Source organism: Vibrio sp. Vb0888, from assembly GCF_033338835.1.
GTDB classification, from domain to species: Bacteria; Pseudomonadota; Gammaproteobacteria; order Enterobacterales; family Vibrionaceae; genus Vibrio; species Vibrio alginolyticus.
The window spans coordinates 131,285-155,657 of the sequence record NZ_JAWOTL010000001.1; the positions used below are offsets into that span (position 1 = coordinate 131,285).

General features: G+C 42.8%; 22 protein-coding genes. 10 read left to right on the forward strand and 12 right to left on the reverse strand.

The window, feature by feature from the left end; genetic code table 11:
- The first annotated feature begins 49 nt into the window (after positions 1 to 49).
- Complete coding sequence (locus tag R7P72_RS00675; RefSeq protein ID WP_017634168.1) at positions 50 to 838, forward strand: M48 family metallopeptidase; 789 nt, start codon at positions 50 to 52, stop codon at positions 836 to 838.
- A gap of 74 nt (positions 839 to 912) precedes the next feature.
- Here the strand turns inward: R7P72_RS00675 and R7P72_RS00680 are convergent, their stop codons facing one another.
- Positions 913 to 1,941, reverse strand: a complete 1,029-nt coding sequence (locus R7P72_RS00680) for a site-2 protease family protein (RefSeq protein WP_225452562.1) — start codon at positions 1,939 to 1,941, stop codon at positions 913 to 915.
- A 422-nt stretch (positions 1,942 to 2,363) separates the two neighbouring features.
- On the opposite strand from R7P72_RS00680, the gene R7P72_RS00685 reads away from it, so the two are divergent.
- From R7P72_RS00685 to R7P72_RS00700, 4 genes are all read left to right on the forward strand, one after another.
- On the forward strand, positions 2,364 to 3,599 hold the full coding sequence (locus R7P72_RS00685; protein ID WP_005376347.1) for an outer membrane protein transport protein: 1,236 nt from the start codon (positions 2,364 to 2,366) through the stop codon (positions 3,597 to 3,599).
- 20 nt (positions 3,600 to 3,619) lie between these two features.
- Positions 3,620 to 6,028: a VolA/Pla-1 family phospholipase gene (locus R7P72_RS00690; protein ID WP_258460730.1), complete on the forward strand. Its 2,409-nt coding sequence runs from the start codon at positions 3,620 to 3,622 to the stop codon at positions 6,026 to 6,028.
- A 136-nt stretch (positions 6,029 to 6,164) separates the two neighbouring features.
- Complete coding sequence (locus R7P72_RS00695) at positions 6,165 to 6,374, forward strand: YgdI/YgdR family lipoprotein (RefSeq protein WP_017634171.1); 210 nt, start codon at positions 6,165 to 6,167, stop codon at positions 6,372 to 6,374.
- A 288-nt stretch (positions 6,375 to 6,662) separates the two neighbouring features.
- Positions 6,663 to 7,220, forward strand: coding sequence for an alkylphosphonate utilization protein (locus R7P72_RS00700; RefSeq protein WP_258618120.1), 558 nt, complete (start codon positions 6,663 to 6,665; stop codon positions 7,218 to 7,220).
- A 184-nt stretch (positions 7,221 to 7,404) separates the two neighbouring features.
- Here R7P72_RS00700 and R7P72_RS00705 read toward each other — a convergent pair whose 3' ends face one another.
- From R7P72_RS00705 to R7P72_RS00715, 3 genes are all read right to left on the reverse strand, one after another.
- Positions 7,405 to 7,596: a hypothetical protein gene (locus tag R7P72_RS00705; protein ID WP_005376351.1), complete on the reverse strand. Its 192-nt coding sequence runs from the start codon at positions 7,594 to 7,596 to the stop codon at positions 7,405 to 7,407.
- Positions 7,597 to 7,875: 279 nt separating this feature from the next.
- Positions 7,876 to 8,895, reverse strand: coding sequence for a TerC/Alx family metal homeostasis membrane protein (locus R7P72_RS00710; protein WP_064354768.1), 1,020 nt, complete (start codon positions 8,893 to 8,895; stop codon positions 7,876 to 7,878).
- A gap of 622 nt (positions 8,896 to 9,517) precedes the next feature.
- Complete coding sequence (locus R7P72_RS00715; protein ID WP_005376363.1) at positions 9,518 to 11,260, reverse strand: bifunctional metallophosphatase/5'-nucleotidase; 1,743 nt, start codon at positions 11,258 to 11,260, stop codon at positions 9,518 to 9,520.
- A gap of 268 nt (positions 11,261 to 11,528) precedes the next feature.
- Between R7P72_RS00715 and R7P72_RS00720 the strand changes: the two genes are divergently transcribed.
- A complete protein-coding gene (locus R7P72_RS00720; protein WP_213907027.1) occupies positions 11,529 to 13,163 on the forward strand; it encodes an ATP-dependent endonuclease in 1,635 nt (544 codons plus the stop codon).
- Positions 13,164 to 13,316: 153 nt separating this feature from the next.
- Here R7P72_RS00720 and R7P72_RS00725 read toward each other — a convergent pair whose 3' ends face one another.
- Both R7P72_RS00725 and R7P72_RS00730 read right to left on the reverse strand, forming a co-directional pair.
- Positions 13,317 to 13,799 carry a DUF1097 domain-containing protein gene (locus R7P72_RS00725; protein ID WP_054576000.1) on the reverse strand — a complete coding sequence of 161 codons (483 nt, stop codon included), beginning with the start codon at positions 13,797 to 13,799 and terminating at the stop codon, positions 13,317 to 13,319.
- A gap of 228 nt (positions 13,800 to 14,027) precedes the next feature.
- Positions 14,028 to 14,933, reverse strand: coding sequence for a LysR substrate-binding domain-containing protein (locus tag R7P72_RS00730; protein WP_005376369.1), 906 nt, complete (start codon positions 14,931 to 14,933; stop codon positions 14,028 to 14,030).
- A gap of 301 nt (positions 14,934 to 15,234) precedes the next feature.
- On the opposite strand from R7P72_RS00730, the gene focA reads away from it, so the two are divergent.
- Positions 15,235 to 16,686, forward strand: a complete 1,452-nt coding sequence (focA, locus tag R7P72_RS00735) for a formate transporter FocA (protein ID WP_171342929.1) — start codon at positions 15,235 to 15,237, stop codon at positions 16,684 to 16,686.
- A 137-nt stretch (positions 16,687 to 16,823) separates the two neighbouring features.
- Here the strand turns inward: focA and R7P72_RS00740 are convergent, their stop codons facing one another.
- From R7P72_RS00740 to R7P72_RS00750, 3 genes are all read right to left on the reverse strand, one after another.
- A complete protein-coding gene (locus R7P72_RS00740; protein WP_017634178.1) occupies positions 16,824 to 17,393 on the reverse strand; it encodes a YceI family protein in 570 nt (189 codons plus the stop codon).
- Positions 17,390 to 17,929, reverse strand: coding sequence for a cytochrome b (locus R7P72_RS00745; protein WP_005390157.1), 540 nt, complete (start codon positions 17,927 to 17,929; stop codon positions 17,390 to 17,392). The genes R7P72_RS00740 and R7P72_RS00745 overlap by 4 nt, the downstream gene beginning before the upstream one ends.
- Before the next feature lie 174 nt (positions 17,930 to 18,103).
- Positions 18,104 to 18,346, reverse strand: a complete 243-nt coding sequence (locus R7P72_RS00750) for a DUF2164 domain-containing protein (protein WP_005390155.1) — start codon at positions 18,344 to 18,346, stop codon at positions 18,104 to 18,106.
- Between the two features lie 183 nt (positions 18,347 to 18,529).
- On the opposite strand from R7P72_RS00750, the gene R7P72_RS00755 reads away from it, so the two are divergent.
- Together R7P72_RS00755 and R7P72_RS00760 are read left to right on the forward strand one after the other, a co-directional pair.
- Complete coding sequence (locus R7P72_RS00755) at positions 18,530 to 19,162, forward strand: hypothetical protein (protein ID WP_005376385.1); 633 nt, start codon at positions 18,530 to 18,532, stop codon at positions 19,160 to 19,162.
- A 187-nt stretch (positions 19,163 to 19,349) separates the two neighbouring features.
- Positions 19,350 to 20,138, forward strand: a complete 789-nt coding sequence (locus tag R7P72_RS00760; RefSeq protein ID WP_017634180.1) for an EAL domain-containing protein — start codon at positions 19,350 to 19,352, stop codon at positions 20,136 to 20,138.
- A gap of 27 nt (positions 20,139 to 20,165) precedes the next feature.
- Here R7P72_RS00760 and R7P72_RS00765 read toward each other — a convergent pair whose 3' ends face one another.
- From R7P72_RS00765 to R7P72_RS00775, 3 genes are all read right to left on the reverse strand, one after another.
- Positions 20,166 to 21,425, reverse strand: a complete 1,260-nt coding sequence (locus tag R7P72_RS00765; RefSeq protein ID WP_005376383.1) for a DEAD/DEAH box helicase — start codon at positions 21,423 to 21,425, stop codon at positions 20,166 to 20,168.
- 67 nt (positions 21,426 to 21,492) lie between these two features.
- Positions 21,493 to 22,095, reverse strand: a complete 603-nt coding sequence (locus R7P72_RS00770; protein WP_053303599.1) for an ACP phosphodiesterase — start codon at positions 22,093 to 22,095, stop codon at positions 21,493 to 21,495.
- An 81-nt stretch (positions 22,096 to 22,176) separates the two neighbouring features.
- Complete coding sequence (locus tag R7P72_RS00775; RefSeq protein WP_017820948.1) at positions 22,177 to 22,350, reverse strand: hypothetical protein; 174 nt, start codon at positions 22,348 to 22,350, stop codon at positions 22,177 to 22,179.
- A 314-nt stretch (positions 22,351 to 22,664) separates the two neighbouring features.
- On the opposite strand from R7P72_RS00775, the gene R7P72_RS00780 reads away from it, so the two are divergent.
- A complete protein-coding gene (locus tag R7P72_RS00780) occupies positions 22,665 to 24,095 on the forward strand; it encodes a methyl-accepting chemotaxis protein (RefSeq protein ID WP_005376380.1) in 1,431 nt (476 codons plus the stop codon).
- Positions 24,096 to 24,373 lie beyond the last annotated feature (278 nt).

A 24,373-nucleotide genomic window follows, 5' to 3' on the forward strand; every position in this document is an offset into this window, starting at 1 on the left:
TTTGGGTATATACTATTGCTTCAAAACAAAAAATTAAATGGAGCCTGTTATGAAGGTATGGATGAAAGCCTCTGCTCTTTTAACTATCGCGGGTTTAACAGCGTGTAGCGCATCACCGACGGGTCGCAACCAGATCCTGATGTTTTCAGATCAGGAAATGTCATCGCTTGGCGCTAAATCTTTCGAACAAATGAAGAAAGATATCCCAATCAGCAAAGATCGCAAAACGAATGCCTACGTTCAATGCGTTGCCAAACACATCACTGACACCATTCCCGCTCAATCTGGATTTAAAGACTGGGAAGTCGTTGTTTTTGATAGTGAACAAGTCAATGCGTTTGCTCTACCAGGTGGGAAGATCGGCGTGTATACCGGGCTTTTAGATGTCGCGAAAAACCAAGATCAGTTGGCAACAGTTATTGGTCACGAAGTCGCTCACGTCCTCGCTGACCACAGTAATGAACGTCTTTCACAAAGTCAGTTAGCAAATGCCGGGTTGTCTCTAGCAAACGTTGCCATTGGAGCTTCCGAGTACAAACAGTATCAACAAATGACGATGGCGGCACTTGGTGTCGGTGTCCAATACGGTGTTATTTTGCCATACGGTCGTACTCAGGAATCTGAGGCTGATATTGTCGGGCTGGAATTCATGGCAAAAGCAGGTTTCGACCCACGTCAAAGTGTCGATTTATGGAAAAATATGAGTGCTGCATCAGGTGGTTCTCAACCACCTGAATTCTTCTCAACCCACCCATCGCACAGTACGCGCATTAAAGATTTACAAGCAACCATAAATAAGCTGCCTGCGTATAACGCGAAAGCACCAAGATGTGGCTAATTCATTGCTACTATCGTCTACTACTTAAGCTTGCCAAATAAAAAAGCTCCCTAGGGAGCTTTTAATGATTCTAATCAAGTGCCCAATATCTGTAGCGGCAAACTTAACAAACTATCTCCGAGAGTGGCAAAATACCAGATGATAGAAACAAAACCTCCGACAGAGACCAAGTACCAAGCCAGTGAGAATAGCTGCCCATAACGGGTTAATGGCAATAAATGGCTTTGATGTCGAGCTCTCCATTCCATCACCACTTCCAACATTCCCATTAACAATAAAAACCCTAGCAACGTCAGACCGAAATAGTAACTGATAAAAATGCCTAATAAAGCGGTCGCAATACTGCCAACTAACCCGACCCAAGTATTCATTGAGAAGGTAATACTTTTGAGCACATGGCCACCATCTAATGGTAAAATAGGCAGCAGATTAAATAGGTTTAGCAAGGCGTTAAACACAGCAAGCCCAGCGAAGATCACCTCACCAGTCATCCAATAAAGCAAAGTAAAAACAATACTAAGTACTAAACCGAAAAATGGTCCCATGATTGAGATAACCACATCCTGCCAGCGCGTGTTTATCTTTTCGTCACTTAGCGCCAAACCACCTAGGAATGGAATCAAATAGATTCCTTTGGTCTTCATTCCAAAATACTTCATCGCTCTAATGTGACCATATTCATGAAAAACCAAACAAGCGATCAACGCTAGCGCGAACTCGATGGAAAATAGCCAAGAATATGCAGCGAGACTTGCAGACGCTAACGCCACTTTAATAACTTTCGCACTTTTAAGTGCTTTCATCCCAAGAGATACGAGGCCTATTACACTTAAACGCTTTTCGGATGGTGGCGTAACTTCTGGCACTTGGCGCTCGATGTCTTTTTCATTTCGACAACCTTCATTGACGAGCTCACCGTTAATTGTGACCTTGTAACTCAATTCAAACGGTTGCCATGTTAAAGAACACTCTAAATGACAGTTCAGGATTTCCTCACCCGCAGAGAGCCTAAACTGGTGTAGACAAGTCTCTGCGGTATTGTCACTGGCATCGATTTGAGACACCAACGTATTATCCCAATATAACTGCTGCCACCCAGCCATCGATCCTTCGAGCCTTAGCGAACGACCTAAAAATTCAACATTCAGTAATTCCAATGCGGTTCCTATTGCGTCTATTGAATAACTACATAGCGAGCGCGAATTATGCCTGTGAAGTGAAGAAACAGCAAAGCGAGCTATCTCTTGATTTGATCGTTATTTAACTATAAAGCTCGCAAAACAATTCTGGTCGTACCATTCTCTTCAAAAATATAAAGATAATACATGCCCTTACAAGCCATCGTTTGACCTATGCATCATATTTTAAACGCAAAATACGCTCAAACTTTGACAAGTTATTAAACATACAATTAACATTACATTTACATCATCGTTGTATTTCGCGTATTAACAATTGGTGTAAGTACCACACAACAATTACAAGGACTTCGGTCCAGCATTATGACACCCTAGGAGGGTCAAGGATGAACAAGAAGCACTGCTCTCTGCTTACAATTTCAATATTGTTTGCGTGTAATGCCCACTCAGCGGGCTTCCAGGTAGCTGAACATTCGGCATCTGGTCTTGGTCGAGCATTTTCAGGTGAAGGGGCTGTCGCAGATAATGCCAGCGTCCTTGCTCGTAACCCTGCAGCAATGACACTTTTCAAAGAAGCTCAATTTTCGGGCGCGTTATCTATCATCGACCCTGAAGTCGATGTGTACGACACTGTAAACAATGAACACGCGAAAGATGTCGCTCCTTTACAGATCGTGCCAGCAGGTTATTACATCAGCCCTATCAATGATAACTGGGCTTGGGGTATCGGTATGTTCACAACATACGGTGTTGCTACCGACTATCCAAATGATATTTCCGCAGGTGATATGGCGGGTGACACTTCCCTACTTTCAGTAAACATCAACCCTAATGTCGCTTACCGTATCAACGAGTCTTTCAGTGTCGGTGGTGGTATCAACCTCGTATACGCTGAAGCAGAGCTGACTCGTCACAAAGGCGCACTCGCCGGTATTTTAGGTGGTAATAAGTCCGATAACCTTGTCGGCATGGAAGGCGAAACTTTCGCTTGGGGTTGGAATGTCGGCGCTTTATTTGAGCTAAATGAAAACAACCGTTTTGGCTTTGGCTACCGCTCTAAGGTTGATCTAGATTTTGATGACGGTGAGTTTAGTAGTTACGACTCTGGTCGAGCTTCATCACCAAAAGTGGATGGCCGTTTAAAAATCTCTCTTCCTTCAATTATCGAATTATCGGCTTTCCATCAATTGAATGAACAATGGGCTGTACATTACGGCTGGCAACAAACCGACTGGAGCACATTTAAAGAACTAAAAGCGACCAGTAACGAATGTAATGACGGAGTATGTTTCTTTAAACCTGAGAAATATGAAGACAACAATCGCTACTCCATTGGTGCAACTTACATACTTAATACAGACTGGACATTCCGTGCAGGCTTTGCGTACGACGAACAAGCAGGTGAAGCGACATTGAGTATCCCTGACAGTGACCGTTTTTGGTACAGCGCGGGCCTAACTTACGCAATGAGTGAGAATTTAACTTTCGATGCAGGCTTTGCACTTGTTAAGAGTAAATCAGGCTCTTTCACTGAGACAAATGCTCTGGGTGAAGAGATTAAGTTTGACTCAGAAGGTACTGCTTACATCAGCGCGGTACAGATGAACTACACCTTCAAATAATGGGATTACGGAGTAAACCAATGAAACACACGTTTAAATTATCAATGCTTTGTTCTGCAATCCTTCTTGCTGGTTGTGGTGATGATACCTCCAGCTCTGGTACTTCCGACAAAGTTCAATTTGAAGATGAAGTCCAAGCATTGCTTGATCGCGAAACATCCATCAGTTTTACGCTTCAAGGAGCGAACGCAGATGTACCGGCACCGTCTTACTTATTAATGGACACAAGCGATGGTACGCTTGGTCTGCCAACTGATGGCGATGATGCTTTAACCAACCCTAGAGCCTCGATGAATACGATGGATGGATGGTCAACGTCTATGCCAATCGTTCTGAACTTTAAAGGCGATGGTTTTGCAACGGGCATGTTGCCGTCTGGTGTTAAAGTCATCAAGATTAACCAACGCTTAACCGAGTGGGACGGTAAATCTAACCCAATCGAAGAGGTGCTCGTTCAGAATCAGGACTACGTAGTTCAAGCAAAAGGTAACTCTCTATACGTCCAGTTCTTGGCTGCACTTGATGAGTCAAGCGAGTACATTTTTGCGGTTACACAAGATGTTACTGACGTGAATGGTGAGCCAATTGGTACATCAGCAAGTTATGCGACTGGTAAATCGAAAGAAATCGTTTATGAAACTGGCGACCTTGCTTCTGTTCAAGCAGTCACTCAGGCGGTTGAAGGCATTTTTGGTATCGCCAAAGTAAACCCTAACGACATCGTTTACTCCTCATGGTTCAGTACCCAGTCTGTAGGTGATACGTTAGCGGCAGTCAAAGGAGTAACCGCTACTGGTTTTTCTACCGGCGCAAACACACTAAATACCGTTTACAAAAATGACTCAAACGAAGGTTCAGTTGACTTATCAACGGCCTACACAATAACGCTCGGTGAAACCCAAGACTTTAGCACTGCGCTAGACTCTGACGATGACTTTAGTAAATACATTAGCGATCTAGACGCAGCTAAAACGGCAATTAAAGGCCTTTACATGCAATCAGGTGCCGATGTAAGCGTGACACAAGGTGTGGTAAGACTGCCTCATTACCTGGAAAAAGGCGCAAGCTGGAACATGCAACCAATGGTATCTGCGATGCCAAGCCTAGCGAAGCTAAGCGCAGCATTAGCGGATCCGAACGAGCAAGCAAACATGGTTCAGCAGCTATCAACAGGCGTTTTTGCAAATGATCCTGTTGATGTGACAAAGCTTGCTACAGATCCTACAGAGCAGCTAAAACTTGTTGGAGCTAAGCTTACTCTTACCGATGGTACCCAGCTTGATAGTGAGCGTATCATTACTCGCTACTCGCCTGTTCCCGTAGTGAAATCGGTTGAAGATGTCGAAGTACTGGTCTTCACACCTAAATCTGGCGTCGCGACAGACGTTGTGATTTATCAACACGGCATCACCTCAGCGAAAGAGAATGCGTACGCGTTCGCGTTCAATATGGTAAAAGCAGGTGTGGCAGTTATCGCTATTGACTTACCTATTCATGGTACGCGCAGCTTAGATGAACAACGTTCCGCAAATGCGAATGTACTGGCTTATCTAAATCTTTCCAACTTAGCCGTTGCGCGTGACAACCTACGTCAAAGTGTTCTGGATGTGTTAGGTTTGCGCGCTAGCTTGGTAGTATCTGCTCAAGGCGGTCTTTTAGCTGGAGGTCCTCTGCAAGGCTTCAACCCAATGACGGGTTCAAAGGTCAAAATGCTAGGTCATTCACTTGGCGGTATTGTAGCTACATCTGCCGTCGCAGCAGCAAACAATACATTGGGCAGCCCTACTGCCGATGCGCTGTACACCTTTAGTTCTGCATCAGTACAGAACTCTGGTGGACAAATTGGTAATTTGTTACTGGGTTCAGACAATTACGGCCCTCAGATCAAACATAACCTCGCTTATGCAGCATCAAAAGACTATGCGACTTACGCTGATGCATCATGTGCGGATCTAGAAGATAAAACATGTTACGAAGCATTTGAGGCTGCGGCAACGGAAGCTCAAGTAGCAGCGCTAGAAGCAGGTTTCTCACAATTTATCTATGCAGCACAGACTACACTAGACACTGTCGATCCGTTCACAAACGCTTCAGATTTAGTGGCATCTGGTTCGCTAACGACACCATTCTTTATGACAGAAGTGGATGGCGATAGCACAGTACCAAACAGCGTTCCAAATGCACCATTCGCGGGTACTGAACCGCTTGCTAATAAGCTAGGGTTGAAGACTGTGAACAGTACGGACACTGATGTGAATGCAACTGCGAGCTTTGTACAGTTTAATGCTACTGCATCGCACAGTACTTTTGCTTCGCCAAATGGCACTCTGTCTGATATTGATCATCATGTAGAGATGCAGATGGAAAACACTGACTTCTTAATGGATGACGCACTAACAGGTGTCACTAACACTTCTGTTTTGAAGTAATCGTAACGCCCTTCCTACCAAAGCCCAGTTTCTACTGGGCTTTTTCATTTCAATTGTATTCAAACCCACTCATATTTCCTCTGCTATAGTTAAATCGATGTCTTTGCCTAACTCACTTGTTTAAAAGGAAAACTCTATGCGCGTATTGACTGTTATTGCCACTGTATTACTTCTTTCTGCATGCGGAAGTAGCCAATATCTGATGTCGACAAATGAAGGGAAAATTATTACCTCTTACGGTAAACCAGACCTGAACGAGGAAACGGGTATGTACGAATATGAAGACATGGATGGTAAAGAAATGAGTATTTCAAAAGAGCAAATTGTCCAGATTGTCGAACGTTAACGACAGGCCCTCTGTAAATTAGAGGGCTATGTTCTAGCCACCCTCTCTCTAAATTTACCTCTTTTAGGCTTGTAATCGTTGTAGAATTGACACAACTAATTCATAAGCCAAAACAATTAATAGTGTCTTTTATACTTCCGTATTATTTATTTAGCGAATATTTTACATCTTCACCTTAATCAGGTTGGAGTATTGTAAAATCTAGTCTTTAATTCGCTAACACCCTTTTATTTCTCAGGATAAAGTGGATAATACCGCCACAAAATAACATTACTAAGGTGAGTCCTTATGTCTATTGAAGCTACTCTGCTTGCGCGCTGCGAGTCAAAATGTGAACTGTGTTCTTCTGAATCTCAACTAACTGCATACGCTGTCCCACCTCACGGTAATGTGACGGTTGATACTGCCATCATGGTTTGTGATAAGTGTCTGGGTGAGATCGATGAGCCAAAAGACATTAACCACTGGCGTTGTCTAAACGAAAGCATGTGGAGCCAGGTTCCTGCTGTACAAGTGACCGCATGGCGCCAACTCACTCGCCTAAACACAGAAAGCTGGGCTCAAGATGCTCTTGACATGATGTACATGGAAGAAGAGCAAGTGAACTGGGCAATGAAAGGGATGTCTGCTGACGATAAAACGGTTGACTGTAACGGCACTGAACTTAAGAAAGGTGACGATGTAACAGTAATTAAAGACCTACCAGTAAAAGGCACTAATCAAGTAATCAAGCAAGGTACCGTGATTCGTGGTATTAGCCTTGGCGATGATCCAAAGCTAGTTTCGGGTAAGGCAAATGGTGGTCAGTCGATGTACGTGATCGCAGAATACTGCCGCAAGAAGTAATATCGCACTTCAGTCATGTCAAAACGGGGCACCAATGGTGCCCCGTTTTTCTATACAACACTTAATCTACTCTCATGTCTACCTCCTCTAGAGTGTTTCTTTTCTAGGGCGTAGGTTGAGTAGGCATGTTTTACAAATAAGAAATACCGGCTCATAGGCCGGTATTTCTTACATTATTTCAATATTAACGGTACATACCGATGTCTTTTTGAATATGTGCTGACAAGTCTTCTGCGTAGTAACTGCGTGGCGCAGTGTTATCTACAAATAGAATGTCCAGTAAGTGAGCAATCAGTCCTTTGAAGTTAACCGCGTAGGTTTTCTTATCCATAGAGGTTGGTAAAGCTACATTTGTCATTTGCATTGCTTGTGCCATGATTGCCTCTCTTTAAAAGCAGTAGTCTGTTTAGTTGGTTGTATATTAGTCAGTTTCTTATTGTTTAAGAAATGACAAATTTTACCCATTCAAATTAGAATTTCTAATAAAACAAACTCATTACAAAACTCAAAAATACAAATGAATAATAACGGCATAAATAATCACAATTGCTGTAATCACATTGAATAACTGAACATTACCTGCATAATCGCCCCTTAACTCACAACATATATTTAACAATATTTTTCGTTATTTCTTTTGATTTTTGTGCTTACTTTATATTTTTTGATTAGTAATATTAACGCTAGTTTGACGCTTCGCTTTATTTTTTAGGAGTGATGCCACCACTGCCGATGTCATCACAACAACTAAAAATGTGAGAGACCATGTTGTAGGAATCTCATATTCTGTTCCAACCAATAGCATTTTTACCCCGATAAACATCATGATTACTGATAATGCTGGTTTTAAGTATACAAACTTGTCTAACATTGCTTGAAGAACAAAGTACAGCGATCGCAAACCCAATAATGCAAATACGTTCGCGGCTAAGACTAAAAATGGCTCTCGCGTTACCGCGAATATAGCTGGTATAGAATCCAACGCAAACATAACGTCCATTACTGCAATGACACCAACAACGATCAGCATCGGTGTTGCCACCCACTTACCAGCTTGCTTTAAGATTAAGTGATTTCCTTGGTAGTCATCTGTAACTGGCAATACCTTTCGAATCAACTGCTCCGGATATGGATTAACCTCTTCTGCTTCGCCTTTGTCGCGAGCTAGCTTAACACCTGTCCAAATAAGGAAAGCAGCAAATAAGTACAATACCCAGTGATACTGTGCAAGTAACTGAGCACCAACCGCAATCATGACAGCGCGTAAAACTAGCGCACCTATCACCCCCCAAAGCAATGCTCTCGGACGCAAATGCTCCGGCACACTGTATTGTGCAAAGATGATGGCAAACACAAACAAGTTATCCACGCTTAACGACTTCTCTAGTAAGTAACCAGTTAAGAATGAAATCGTTGCTTTGTCGTTCGTATAAGCGCTATGTGGCGCGTAAAAGTCCCAGAATAAATAAATAGAACCTGCAAAAACAAAGGCAAGCAAGAACCAAAAAACACTCCAAACGATGGCTTTTTTCATCGTGATAACGCCACCACGTGTTTGATAGATATCAAGCGTAACAAGAACAAGGGTAAATAAACCAAAAGCACCATACATCGCTAATGATTCTTGAAGAGGCACCGATTGGCTCAATTGGGTGGTATTTTCGATAAGAGACATATTTCCTCCCATGGCGGAAGGACTTCGTTTGGTGACCTTCCGCAGACAATAACAACCAACAGCCACATAACGATTATGTGCTGCTAGTCAATGAATGCGTTGGTCTCGTTGAAGTGTTGACGTGAATAAACCACGTAACACCTTTACTTACCGGATAAGCTGATGCTTAACGAGATGACGATAAGTAAACTTGCGCTAACTACTCCCCAAACGCCGACATAATAACGCCGAGCGTCAGGCTTTCCAACAAAAAAACCTTGTCTTATCGAAATAAAATTCTTATCAAAAATCAGGAAGCACTATAAAAAGAAAGAAATGGATTCAACCACCTGAACTATAGTAAACAGACAAAAAGCAGCAAATGGCTCAAGACAAACTCTTCATTAGTTAGGGCCCTAACGGGGAAGATAGATACAAAAAAGGAGCATTACTGCTCCCTTTTGTAACATCCACATTCTTAGCAATTCAAAAGCAGCTTAGAGGCACAAAGTAGACCAGTGTTGACCAAATTGCGATCCAGGCAACCACGACTGCCGTATCTGCCCAATCTTTATTCCACATACTGCCATCCTCATCAACCCATGTAGTAAGTGGAGAGCAGCAAAATCAATACCAGTATCTATTATCGACGTCGCTTTGTGTAAAGTTTGTGACTTTGATTCAAACAGTTTGGCTCATCGGTCAGGAGTTCAATAAAACAATCAGCCATGGACAAACTGGTCACACGCCCTTCTCCTTTCATCTCCTGCAATGCGTCGTACCCCTCTTTCCCTTTCATCGTATAGGCAGAAGAAGTCCCTCGATACCAAACATCATCTTGAACACCTACCCATTGTTTACCATCAAAAATCACTAATGATTGAACTCTTTCACCTTTTGGGGCATCTGCGTGGTACTCGAAGTTTAAATTGTAAGTGTACGGATAACTGCCAGATCCAGTGCCTTCTACGCCATTGTTGAGTGCATTATTTATCGCGCCTTCAAGTGCACGGCGAATAGCGCTGCCTTTTACATCGTAAAAGCCGATAGGAACGGCAAAAGGCAACAGCCGTCCGGCAATGTCTGCCACTGTAATGTTGCCAGGGTTCAAAGAGGTTCGCACACCACCCGCATTATGAATTGCAAATTGAACGTCATATCCACGTTTGTTTAAACAGTGCAGAAATGATCGGGCAACGGAGGAAGCCAACTCACTCTCACCAAATTCATCGGGAATTCTCACATGACGCTTTTTGGTGTCAACACTAGCAATGACTTGTGACTGTAACTGCCTGACCTGAGGAATATATTTATCGCTCAGGATCGCTTGAGTTTCCGGGTGTTTCTTACAAACCACGACATTCGGTTGACCATGGATGAAGTCGCACGCGGTTTCGAATACACCTTGGTCGAGCTGTTGGTTTAGCGTCGAGTCCCAAAAAATACGTCGACCCAGCAACAGTTCATTTTGTCCACTCAACATCGTTGCTTTACCGTGTTCATCAAACTCAATGACACAGTGCCCCATTGTCAAAGCATGGAAACCCGCTTGCACCACATAGGTATCATTAATTTTGATACCGTAGGGATCGTCTTGTCCTAACCCTATTGATGAAAAATCACCTTGCAACCGGTGGCTGTGTCCACCAACAATTATTCCAATACCTGCGACTTGCTCAGCTAACTCTAAATCACCTTCATAACCTAAGTGGCTCAGAAGAATAATATTTTTTATACCTGATGAATGGATTTGTTTTACGGTCGCCTTGGCGGTTTCAATTGCTGAGTGAAAAGGCGTGTCTGCATCAGGGTTTGCGATGTCGCTCATTTTATCTATGGATAATCCGAAAATCGCGACCCGCTCACCATGGAATTCTTTAACAATGTATTGAGCGCTCTGTGTATCCGGTTGGTAACTATATACATCCTTGCAATCACTGATACGGTGAGGTTTTTTAAGTGATTCATTGGATAAATCCCAGTTGCCAGCAAGCAATGGGAACTGAGTACGTTGGCAAAACAATGCAACTGGCTCATTCCCCATATCTAATTCATGGTTACCTAACGCCATTGCATCAATCTTTAATGCGTTCAATAAGTCGGCATTGGCTTTGCCTTTAAATAGTGAGAAATACAGCGTGCCTTGGAAGCAATCTCCGGCATGGAGGAACAACATCCCATGACCTTGGCGCTGAGCATCATCTCTTAACTGCTCGACTCTGGTTGCGATACGAGAAAAGCCGCCAGCACTGACATAGGGTTCTAGCGTGAGTTCATTGTTTATCTTAAGCTTTAACTGTAATGACGTTGGTTCAAAGTAGGAATGTGTGTCATTGATGTGTGCCAGTTTGATTCTCACTGGCTTATGATTGTTATTCATCTTCATCTTCTCTTTTTTCATTCCTTATAATAATAAGAAGTGAATCATGACAGAATCATGAATTTTATGAAACTGCGATTTAGGGTTTCATGTTTAAGTGATCACGATGCTGTCCCCCGGCTTTGAAAACAAGCCTCGCTTGTAACGGTCTCTATTCAGTAAGAGGCTCTCGTAATTTTGTGAACTGAGCTTAACTCAAAAATTCCGAATTCATATATGCTTAGGAGTAGCAAAATAACTCTCGATAATTCAAATAATTGCAAGGAGGATTGAGATGAGACTAGAACGCATCGAAATCTCCGGGTTTAGAGGCATCAAACGCCTTTCACTCTCTTTTGACGAACTCACCACGCTCATCGGTGAAAACACGTGGGGCAAATCATCATTGCTCGATGCCCTTTCCATCGCACTACCTGCCAATGGCTCATTGTATCAATTCAAACTGAAAGATTTTCACGTTGACTACTCAATTTCTCATCCACAAACACAACACTTACAGATCATTGTTTGTTTTAAAGCACAGGATAAAAACGAAGTAAAAGCGGGACGCTACAGACGCATAAAGCCTACATGGTGCACCAACGAAGATGGTGAGCAAGTCATTTACTATCGTATTAGTGCGTCTCGCGATGAGCACGGCATTAATACAAAGTACGCGTTTTTGGATCATAACGGCAAACCCAAAAAACTTCACCACTCAGAGAAACTCGCTATTGAGTTAATGACACTTCATCCTGTAATCCGACTACGTGACTCCCGACGCTTCCCAGATTTAAACCATGTCAACGGCGATGGTAAAAATGCTCGGATTGAAAAACGAATCAGCAACACCTGTCGACGCTTATTGGCTATGCCTGGCCATGTGAATAAAGGTGAGATTCGTAGTAGCCTCGACTCAATGCAAACGCTTGTTGAACACTATTTCGCGTTCAGAAGTGTCAGTAAAGGCAACCCACGCAAACCTCGTGATGGTCTTTTCTATACAAGCCCTTCCTCTGATAAAGGCTTGAGTCAGTTCTTGAAAGAAACCAATGACAAACAAAGCCGCTTGCTTTTAATGGGGTTACTCAATGCCTATCTTCAAGCTAAGGGTCCCACCGATTTAAGGCGCTGTGCGAGACCAATACTGATCATTGAAGATCCAGAAGGTCGACTGCATCCAACTCATCTAGCGAGAGCGTGGTCCTTATTGCAATTGTTGCCAATGCAAAAGATATTAACCACCAACAGTGGCACGTTACTCGGTTCTGTTCCACTGTATTCAATTCGACGTTTAATTCGGCTATCAGACAGAACCATCGCTAAGAGTTTAAACTCAACAAAGTTTGGTCGAGATGAGTTGCGCCGAATTGGTTTCCATATTCGTTTTCATCGTTCAGGAGCATTATTTGCACGGTGCTGGTTACTTGTTGAGGGCGAAACCGAAGTTTGGCTTTTTCATGAACTGGCTCGTCAATGCGGGTATGACTTGGCTGCCGAAGGGGTTCAAATCGTTGAGTTTGCTCAATCAGGTCTAAAATCACTCATCAAAGTAGCAAAAGAGTTTGGTATTGATTGGCATGTCGTTACCGATGGCGACCCAGCAGGGAAAAAGTACGCGCATGCAGTGCGAGCACAGCTCGACCATGATCAGGAAAGGCATCGACTTACGGAGTTACCCGACCGAGACATCGAGCACTTTCTGTACAACAATGGTTTTGAACTTTTCTTTAAGGACATCATCAAAGTTCCTCATGACCACCCTATCCCTGCTAAAAAAGTCGTAAATCGTGTTTTGAAAAAACATGCAAAACCGGACTTAGCTTTGGCTATTGTTTCTCATTGTGAAGAGAAAGGCATGGAGTGTATTCCTGTTCTTCTGCGCTGGACACTTAAACGCGTTGTTACCATGGCCAACGGCAATACATGAGTTAGGCGTATTTTACACTCAGCGTATTGTCTTGTAATACAAAAAAAGCACACCAATTTGGTGTGCTTGTATCAAACATCATTAATTTTGATTAAGGGTATTGAGAGGGATAAAACTCAATACACAGTGGATACCAATAAGATCGGGGGTTCACTACTGTGCTTGCTCAGCAAGCGAAGAAGAAGTAGCGGTTGATTTCGTATGCAACCATAGCCCTGTCGCTTTCATTAGATAGCCAAACACACCACCTAGCAACAACGATGGAATGACTAGTTGCCAGTTTCCGTCAGCCGCAAATGTTGCGCATGAACCAATAAAAGTACCAGGGATGTACGCGAGCCAAGCCTGTTTAGCTTGAATACACATGAAGAATGCCACAATAGCGGTAATCACATAGCCAATAATTTCCAACCCCACGTAAGTGGAACCGTGAATAATTACCATTGCCCAGAATACGCCTGTCATATTGGTGATTAAGCTGATACCTAGTCCTTTCAATCCGCTCGTTGGCGCTGCAAAGTAGCTCGTGCAACCTAAAAAACCAGCCCAAGAAAGCAAACCTGAAGAGATGGCGATCCAACCCCATACGCCAGATAAAATTCCAGTAGTGATAGAAATAGCTAAAAGTGTCGTCATGGTAGTCATACCTGCTCGGCTATTATCGTACCTATATGGTTCAATAACTGCCTTCATACATTGAAATCAAGGACACATGTTAGATACATCAGCTCAGCTTATCGGTGATATTGATCACAATAAGATATTATTATTTTCACAATTTACATTAAAAGTTTGACGCAACCGATAAATCAACAGATTTAGGGAATAAACCCAACTCATCTCGTAGGCATGTTTAATCAACCTTTAAAGAACTGAAGGCTTCCCCTTCATCATTCGCAGTCCCTCTCTTTTAATGCAGTCGACTAATGGGTTTTCTGCCATATCTGAGCGCCATATAAATGAAAGCGTCCTTTCCATTTTTAACTCAGGTACATTTAATGCCACAAGATGACCTGCTTCTATATATCGCTCTACATCTAAATACGGTAAGCAAGTAAGGTACTGACCATTAGCAACTAAACTACGTAACACCGGAACGTGTTCGTACTCGCGCCACACATCCAAATCTTCAATAAGGTGGTGAATAGAACTATCAAATGTTTTTCGTGTGCCAGAGCCATGCTCTCTTAGTACCCACTTCGCTTGCTCTAACTGCGCAAGGCTAACAGACTGATTACGCGCAAAAGGATGATGAGAAGCTGCGACAACAGTAAGATGATCACGACACCATACTTCTTGGTGTAAACGGTTATCATCACAGCGCCCTTCAATAATCCCTAAGTCATACTTGTAATCTAATACCCCATCAATCACCCCTTTTGTACTTTGTACACCGAGGGAAATACGCATTTCTGGAAAGTCATTATCAATGATACTGATAAGGTCGGGAACTAAGTGCTCTGCTGGGGTTTGACTCGCTCCCATACGAATCTCACCACTCAATAAATGTTGCTCATAGAAGCCCATTTCAATCTGCAATGCATCTTGTAGCAAGCGTTTTGCTTTTGGTCGTAACCACATCCCCCAATGGGTTAACGCCATTTGCTTGCCTTGCCTCTCAAACAACGGCCTGCCAAGCATCTTCTCTAATTGCGCAAGCGACATACTCGTCGCTGATTGTGTCAAAGCCAATTTTTCTGCGGCTTGGCTTACACTGCCGGTATCTGCAACTGCGTCGAAAACCGCTAATTGCTTAAGTGAGTAGCGCAAAGTGTCCTCCATTATTAGTGGGTATTTCCCAATTCCCACAATTGTTAAAGCATGCCCCAATAAGCAATAGAGTTCATTTTACCTAGCCCCGTAAAGTTATCAATTAATTTGATGAGGTTTCTAAACATTATCAATTTTACCTTACTAACCGTTCTCCCTATTCTGAGTACGCGGTTCGGGAACACCGCAAGCCTCAATGGTTTTGAAACCGAAGTCATTGAGGCTCTTAATAAAAACAACAATTTCATTTTTGAGTTAATAACCAAGGATTTTTTATGCGATTACAAATTAAGGAGTCAATATGGCGGTGACCAGTTCTCAAAATCACCAGTATTTTTCTCCAAAAGAGATGATGGTTGAAGCGGAAAAATTTGCGTTAAGTAAGGCAAACAAAACCAGCAGTATGACATTAAGCCTCGCGATTATGGCCGGCGCGTTCATCGGGTTAGCATTCTTGTTTTACATCACGGTGACCACCGGCAGTACGGGCGCTGGTTGGGGCTTGAGCCGCCTAGCTGGTGGACTCTCATTTAGCATGGGATTGATCCTCATAGTGATCTGCGGTGGTGAATTATTTACCAGCTCCGTCCTATCCAGTATTTCTTGGGCCAATAAACAAATCTCGTTCGGTAAGATGCTTTCGATCTGGGGCAAAGTTTACGTTGGTAACTTTATTGGTGCGATGTTCCTACTTGCGCTGGTTACTGCTGCTGGTCTTTATCAGATGGATGGCGGTCAATGGGGATTAAATGCGCTTAACATCGCACAACACAAACTTCACCACACTCTCATTCAAGCGTTTGCACTCGGTATTCTCTGTAACCTGTTGGTCTGCCTAGCGATTTGGCTGACATTTAGTTCTGCAAATGCAATGACAAAAGCAGCAATGACAATTTTGCCTGTGGCAATGTTTGTCAGCAGCGGTTTTGAGCACTGTGTTGCGAACATGTTTATGGTTCCACTTGGTATTGTTATCGCGAATTTTGCACCTGAATCTTTTTGGGCATCTGTCGGTGTGCCCGCGTCACAATACACAGACCTAAACATTAGCCACTTTATTACCGCTAACTTAATTCCTGTCACGCTTGGCAACATCGTCGGCGGAGCGGTATTAGTTGGCCTTTCAAACTGGTGTATTTTTCGCCGACCAGAACTAAAAGCAGCGAATATTTCTTCTATCACTACAACTACAACACTGTCGTCAGTTAAGGATTTCACCATGAAAAATGCTTCTTTTGTTAAAGACATTATGAACCAAAAACCAGTCACCATTCGTGCAGAAACGCCAATTGCAGCCGCGCTGGATGTGTTACTTGATAACAACGTAACTAGCGCACCTGTTGTAGACGTACAAAATCGATTAGTTGGCTTCTTCTCTGCTCACGATGTGATGGTAGAACTATGGTGTGAGGACTACATTCCGGTGAAAGACCAAAAAGTCGTAGACATCATGAGCCGAGATGTGGTCGCAATTGACGCTGGTGATCGCCTCGTTGATGTTGTGGAATTCCTATGTATCGATAAAGAGCAGTTGTACCCAGCGAGCAGTATGGGTATTGCCACTCGCTTGACGTCTTTGTCTCTCGAAGAACGCGCTAAAAGTATCAAAGTAAGTAAGCCACAAGTGCTTCCTGTGCTTGAAAATGGGCAGATGGTCGGGGTGGTTACTCGTACTGAAGTATTAAAAGCACTACGCCCGATTTTTGGTGAGCGTTTAAACCTAGTGGAAAAAAGCGAGTTAGAAACAGCGTAATTCGCTAAACATTTACAACGTCTATTGGCTTTCAATCGCTATCACTGACGGGTTTATCGATGTTAGTGATGTGATTAAGATAATAAAAAAGCGCTCTTCAAGTGAAGAGCGCTTTTAGTGTATCTAAAAGGAACTAATTACTTCTTAATACCTTCGATATGAAGTTCCATATCGACGTAGCTTGAAGCACCCATTACTGGGATGTCAAAGTCAGCAAGCTCTAGGCGAGTGTTGCCAACAAAGCCAGCGCGCTCGCCGCCCCATGGGTCACTGCCAGCACCAACGAATTCAGCCTCAATAGTAATAGGCTTAGTAACACCGTGTAGCGTTAGATCACCAGTTACATCTAGTTTGCCATTGCCTTTATCAACCACTTTCGTGCTCGTAAAGGTTGCTTCACTGTATTTACCAGCATCAATGAAGTCACCACTACGAATGTGTTTGTCACGTTCAGCATGGTTTGAATCTAGGCTGGTTGTATCAACAACAACATTTACTTTTGAGTCAGCAATGTTGTTTTCATCAAAAGAAAAGTCACCAGAAAATGTATTGAAACGACCTTTGATGAAACTGTAACCCAAGTGGCTAACTTTAAAGTTGATTGAAGCGTGAGCACCTTTGGTATCGATGACATAATCTGCAGCTTGCGCACCAAATGGCAGTGCCATAGCGATAGCTAATCCTGTAGCGAAAAGTGACTTTTTCATTTTGAAGCTCCTAACATTTTTCTTAATGTGTTGTCTTTATCGATAAAGTGGTGTTTTAGTGCAGCAATAGCATGTAAACCTGCAATCAGGATGACTGCCCAAGCTGCATAGAAGTGAATCTCACCTGCAATATCTGATTGGCCTGGGAATAACTCTCCCGCTCCTGGCACGGTGAACCAATTAAACACTTCGATGCCGCGTCCATCAGACGTTGAAATGAGGTAACCTGAAACAAAGATGGTGACCAATAGTAGATACATGACACCATGCGCCGCTTTAGCAGCAAGCACTTCGTAACGTTTGCCTTCTACCTTTGGTGACGCCGTCACATGTTTCCATACGATGCGTGCCAAAGTTAAAATAGCGAGTAAAATACCGACAGAGCGATGGTAATGCGGCGCAGTTCGATACCATTCGCTGTAATAGCTAAGGTCGACCATCCACAAACCCACTGCAAATAGACCAATAATGCACAGCGCTGATAACCAATGCATCACGCGTGCAGTAAGGTTGTAATTCTTTACCAGTGTATCCATCTCAAGTTCCTAGATATATTCCTAAGTTAATGCTGAGCAAGAAACACTACATTAACCTATTTACGTCATATGAAACAGATTATTTACCATCATTTACATCCAGCCAATGGTACCGTATCTATCAAGTTGTTCGAATTTTTTGAAGGAACTTTAAATCGTTTGCAAAACTGAAACTTACAGCTTAACTTCTTGTTCTATCTCATACAGCTCTTCGGAAACTTCTAACATTCTGCGTTCAACCAGTAACTTAGCATCTTCAACACCCTTGTTATAGTAAATTGGCCCTAGTTTTTCTGTAATAAAATCAATTAGAAACTCACTATCGAACTGGCCAATTTCAACATCTAGCTCGTCTTGCATGTAATCTTGAATGGCGGTGGCCAGCGCCTCTTTTTGTGCGCGTTCTAGCTTTATCATTTTTTCCCTTTCAAATTTTTGTTCAACTTCTGCTTCTTTCGTGTTGCTCTATTAAAGATTAGACACGGTCATTTGTGAGAAATTTGGTGTTTAGATCAAGAAGTTGCCGAAGTAAATTAGTCTATTCTCAAAAGACTATGCTAACCTTTTGCAGTTCGTTTTGTAATTATTAAGGGATATTCTTTGCTACTCGACCTAGTTATTCAAAGTGTTAATGATTTTCAAGACGACTGTCTTAAGCTGTGTGAAAAGCATTACCCTGCGGTGCATAACCAAGGCATGAGTGAGCATCATCTTGGTCTCGCGTTTTCAAGAAGGATGGAACATACTTTTCGTCACTTTGGATACAACTGCGTGATAAAGCCAATCGAAGTGTTGGATTCTCCAGACCTTCCCCATCACTATCGAATTTCATCCGACATCGGCACTGTCTGGGTTCTGAGTCACCATATGGTCAGTGCCGGAAAATCTTGCCGGGAAAACTTACTCTCATCAATTACGGAATGGCAGAGTGAATATGGCTATGCCTTACAGCCTAATGACCTACTCTTTTTGGTTTGTGATCATTGGATAAGTCGCAGCAAAACGAGCCGAGAATTGCTTCATTGGTGGATGGGGGAACTACCCGATCAGATCAACGAATACACAGAACAAGGAATCACACTGTACACCAGCGAGTCGCAACTCACGCAATCGTTGGACACTCGATTCGGTATTAGCCCTTGTTACATTAAGTTTGGGCATCCTTTACGGCGTTCGAACAAACAGCAGTTAGTCAGAAAATATTTGCAGTTGTATGCCGTACTGCAATGGTAGCATCAAATTGAAGTGCTGAGATTATCAATTATTTCATCAATTTGTTTGATGTCACTCGACAAACCTACCCATCCATTACCATCGTTCTTGCTTGAGTTAATGAGCACACTTAGATTCATTGCCAATGAAATAGAAAAATTAGCGCGATAACGCTGATGTTGAGACATTGATTTAGGTTGTGGTAACAATGATGAGCATCTCGCAACTACTTAGTTGCATCCGGAAACAAGCCGACGGGCAGTATATTGCGAAATACGCGAACTTCACTCTCCGCAGTGTCTTTCAACCCATATATAAGAACGATATTTCCATCGTTGGCCTTGAAGCACTGGTAAGAATTAGCAATGCCAATGGCAACATGGTTAGGCCAGATCAGTTTTTCCAATCCAAAGCGACTCCCACTCAAGATTTGCTCAATGTTGAACGCTTAAGTCGCCTAATCCATATCAAAAATTTCTCTCAGTCTCGCTTTCACACAAAACAATTGTTTCTCAATGTATTACCGGTAGCGGCAGAGATACTAGTCAAAGACATCACGTATAACCGACTGCTAAAACAAACCATTTATGAATCGCATTTGATGAATGAACAAATCGTCATGGAGTTACTTGAATTGAAGGTGGAGGATGAACTCTCTTTGTCTCAAGCTGCTCGGGAGTTAAGTCTTGAAGGATTTAAATTAGCGATTGACGATTATGGCGTCAATGCATCGACAACTGAGCGAGTGAGAAGCGTTTGCCCAGATATAATCAAGATGGATCGCTCTTTATTGCTAAGGTATGAAAACGGTGATTTTAAAGCGCTTAACGATGCATTATCACTCGCAAAAGCGTTATGCTCTAAAACCGTTATCGAAGGAATTGAAACCGAGCATCAACTTCGCTTAATGAAAAAGCTCGGTTTCGATATGTATCAAGGGTACCTACTTGCTATCCCCCAAACGTTAGACGCCTATGAAGAGGCAAAAACAGCCTGACTATGTAAGAACAAAAGTTTGCGCGGTTTAGCGAGAGCTACGTGATTTACCACGATTCTTATGAATCGCCAATTTTGCTTTTAGCTTACGCTTCTCAGATGAACGACTACGACGACGCCCACCCCCATTTTGTTCAGGCTCAACTTCTTCTACAAGACTTGGTTCGAAACCTGCCAGCCATTCTTGGGGTAAGCGTTGATCAAGCAGATTCTCGATAGCTTGCAACAAGTACTCCTCATCTCTACTCATCAGAGAAACCGCCAAACCTGACTTTCCTGCTCTTCCAGTGCGGCCAATTCGATGGACATAATCTTCTGCTTTGAATGGCATATCAAAGTTCACGACTTGTTCTAGCTCTTGAATGTCTAACCCTCGTGCTGCCACATCGGTTGCAATCAAAGCACGTACCTTACCTTGTTTAAATTCATCCAAAGCTCTTTGGCGGGCACCTTGTGATTTATCGCCGTTGATAGAAACCGCTTTGATGCCATCTAACTTGAGCTCTTTCGCTAACTCATCACTGCCTTGCTTCGTTTTTGTAAATACAAGCACTTGCTGCCAATTCCGCGAGCCAATTAAGTACGCTAGCAATTCACGTTTCCGTTTTTTATCCACTGGATAAACCATTTGTGTTACCGTTTCAGCAGTCGTATTTGCTGGTGAAACTTCGACTTCAACTGGCGATTCCATGAGTTTATACGCTATAGTTTTGATTCGCTTCTCAAATGTCGCAGAGAACAATAGGATCTGTTTCTCAGCAGGCAAACGTCGGAAGATGCGCTGCAAGTCAGGCCAAAATCCCATATCTAACATACGGTCGGCTTCGTCTAACACGAGCATACCGGTTTTAGAGATGTTTACGTTACCATTAAACAGGTGATCCAAAAGGCGGCCTGGCGTGGCAATCAAAATATCAGCGCCCTCTTCTAACTTTCTCTTTTGTACGCCAATGCTTGTACCACCATAAACACACACGATGCGAAGTTCTGTTTCTGCCGAGTACTGATTCAAATTATCAAATACCTGCTGTGCAAGCTCGCGTGTTGGAACCAAAATCAATGCTTGAGGTGTGCCGTTAAGTTTCTTTTGCTGAACGGTTTGTATGATAGGTAAACCAAACGCAGCCGTTTTTCCCGTACCAGTTTGTGCAGCAGCAAGTAAGTTTTTTCCTGCAAGGACGTGTGGAATTGACTTTTCTTGCACTGGTGTTGGCGTCACGATATTTAGATTGCCTAGCGTCTCGATTAGCTTTTGTTCGATGCCTAAATCAGCAAAATTAACAGACATGTGTAACCTCATTATTTTTGGAGCGCAGAGTTTACCAGAGCCCCTAAAGCCATACTACTTTTCTATCTCATTGAGTTGAGTCATTAAGCTGTTGCTGAAAATCATACGACTGGCGCAAAACATCTCGATAAAGTGACGAGAACTTCTCTTCTAATTCAGTGTAATCACTTTCAATCACTTTAAATGTTGTGGTTAAGTCTGCCATTCTAGGACTTCTTTGCGACATCCGATGTAGTGCAAATTCTATATTGTCTAGATCTTGATAGGATTGAAGCCATCGGCCATGCCACATTCTGCTGTGGAGCACCAAAAAACGTGGCGGCAAATGTTCATGAACCTCTCGGTTTACTCGCTCGTATGCCGTTTTTACAAAGTGTTCGAGAGACACGGAATGAAAGTCGTTCCAGTGTTTTGCGAGGCAATGATCCCAAAACATATCTAAAGCGATAGGTGCAAAACGTCTCGCAACACCAGTGAAATGAGGCTTACATTCGTTGACGATTGGATGATGGTCAGTAATACGGTCAACAAATCTATGTAATCTGATGCCATTTGAGATATCGCGATCATACAGCTTGCTTGGATCTCCTTTTACGAAGTCTCCAAGCAAGTTTCCCAATAAATGGCTGTTACTGTGTTCTGCGATATGCAGGTGGGCTAGAAAGTTCATTCGACGCCAGTTTTGGCCTCTAGGGCTTGGTGTGACATGAACCTAGTATAACGTCAATTACGACGAGATGAGAGTGTTCCGCTATTCGGCTTCGTTGTCTGAGCCAACGTATTCCGACAAGATAATGCCAATTTCAAGCGCATCTAGCAGCTCTAGGCTCTCATCGTTTTGGTATTGGTCGCTCATTGTGACCTCCTTTATTTTAAGCTCTCTTGCTTTTACTTGCTGACGGCCTGGCTCTTGCCATATCCACATCAGCAACTCCTTTTTATAGTCTTTATATGACACATTCATGACAGCGAGAAGTAAAGATTTAAAAACCTATGAGCATAATCAAAAGTAAACGATTGCAATTAGATTTCATATCCGCTTAACACTTTAGAGAAATGACTCTTTTATCAACATTCATGTCAATTTAAAGATATAACATACTGTTATAGGCGTCCTTAGATCTCATTTCTTAAACTAAATTTAGTATTCGTTACATATTTTGCTGATTAACTTCGCATATTTTGTTTCGATATAGCAATAGATTTGGTCAATATCTTTTATCTCTAATGGAGCTTTAAATGAGAGAAGTTGAGTTTAGAACGATAGACAGGCTGTTTATCAAGATGTCTATCAACGACAAAATGTGGGTTATATTCCTACTATTTTTAGTAGCCCTCACTTCAGTGGCTGGAAGCCGCTACTTCAATGAAATACAACAATTTGAGCAGCAAGCCATCTCGGCGAGCGAAGCGAAGCTTTCTGGTATCGTTGATGCTCAATCAAACCGCGCTACAGAAATTGACGGCGTATCGAAATCGAACCGCGTAAGCGAGAGTTCTTTTGTCGATGGGTCTGTGACCGCTTATGCCAAGTTGCATTCTGGAGAAGTGATTAAGCTGACTCAAAATGTGTCCACACAATACGAATCGTTAAAATCATCAGCTCTATCGTCACTATTACTCAGCTTCTTATGGGTTATTCCTTTTGCCCTATTCTCTTACTGGGTGGCAACGTTTATCGGAGGAGCTCTGTGGGTTTTATATACAACAACCGAAAAAATTGGTGACGGTGACTTAACCTCTCGTCTTGGTTTCCATCCAGGTCGAGATGAATTCGGTACCATCGGCTGTGCGCTAGACAAGTCTATGGATACCTTAAGTGAACTGGTTAATAGTGTTAAAAATAATGCAACGATGTTGAGCGAGACATCTTCTGCATTCGAAAAAGATATGCAGTTGAGTGAAACCCAGATATCTCATCAATATCAAACGCTTGATTCAGTCGCGACGGCAATGGAAGAAATGACAGCCTCTGCAAAGGAGGTATCAAGTATTTCTCAACAAGCAACGACGCAGTCAGACCAAGATGCCCAGAAGATCGAACTAAGCAGAAGCCGTGTACAAAACGTGATTGGCGAGATAGAGACGTTATCTAGCTATATTGAACAAGCCTCTACGTCAGTAACCAATTTAAACGAGAATACGACGCAGATTAATGACGTGATCACAACGATTAACGCCATTTCAGAACAAACTAATCTGTTGGCACTAAACGCAGCAATCGAAGCAGCCCGTGCTGGTGAACAAGGTCGTGGATTTGCAGTGGTTGCCGATGAAGTACGTACATTAGCAAGCAGAACTCAACAAGCAACAGTAGAGATCCAAGCCATGATTGAGAAGCTTCAAATTGAGAGCCAGAACATTGCTTCAATCACCAACCGAACCGTTCAGCAAGCTCAAACCAGCAGCCAGCTTATTGATGAAATCGGCCATGATGTTACCTCTATTGCCGAGTCAGCACGCTCATTAATGGACATGAGCATTCAGATTTCCACATCTGCTGAAGAACAAAGCGCAGTTGCTAACGATATTGCATCGGAACTTTCAGAAATTCGTAGTCAATCAAGCACAATCAGAGAAGTGGCGGAGCAATCTACCGCTGGCGTCGCTAATCTCACGCAAGCCTCCGTTTCTCTTGGTGAGATATTACAACGCTACCGCACCGCATAACGTTGTGGAACTTATGATCAACAAGGGCTCCTTAGGGAGCCCTTTTCTTTAAACCGTGTTCAACTATTACCTTCGATATTTTCTACGACATCCAAGTGGATATTTGAAGTGAATCTCAAGTTCTCGCTGTACCGGATGAAATAATGTTCTTAAACAGAGCGTTCCGCTATGCTTGATCTTGCCAATTCCAATTTGCTGCTGGAAAACAATATGAATAATTACAAAGACACAAAAGACATAGAGAACCTGAATTGCCCACTCTGCCAAGGAGATGAATA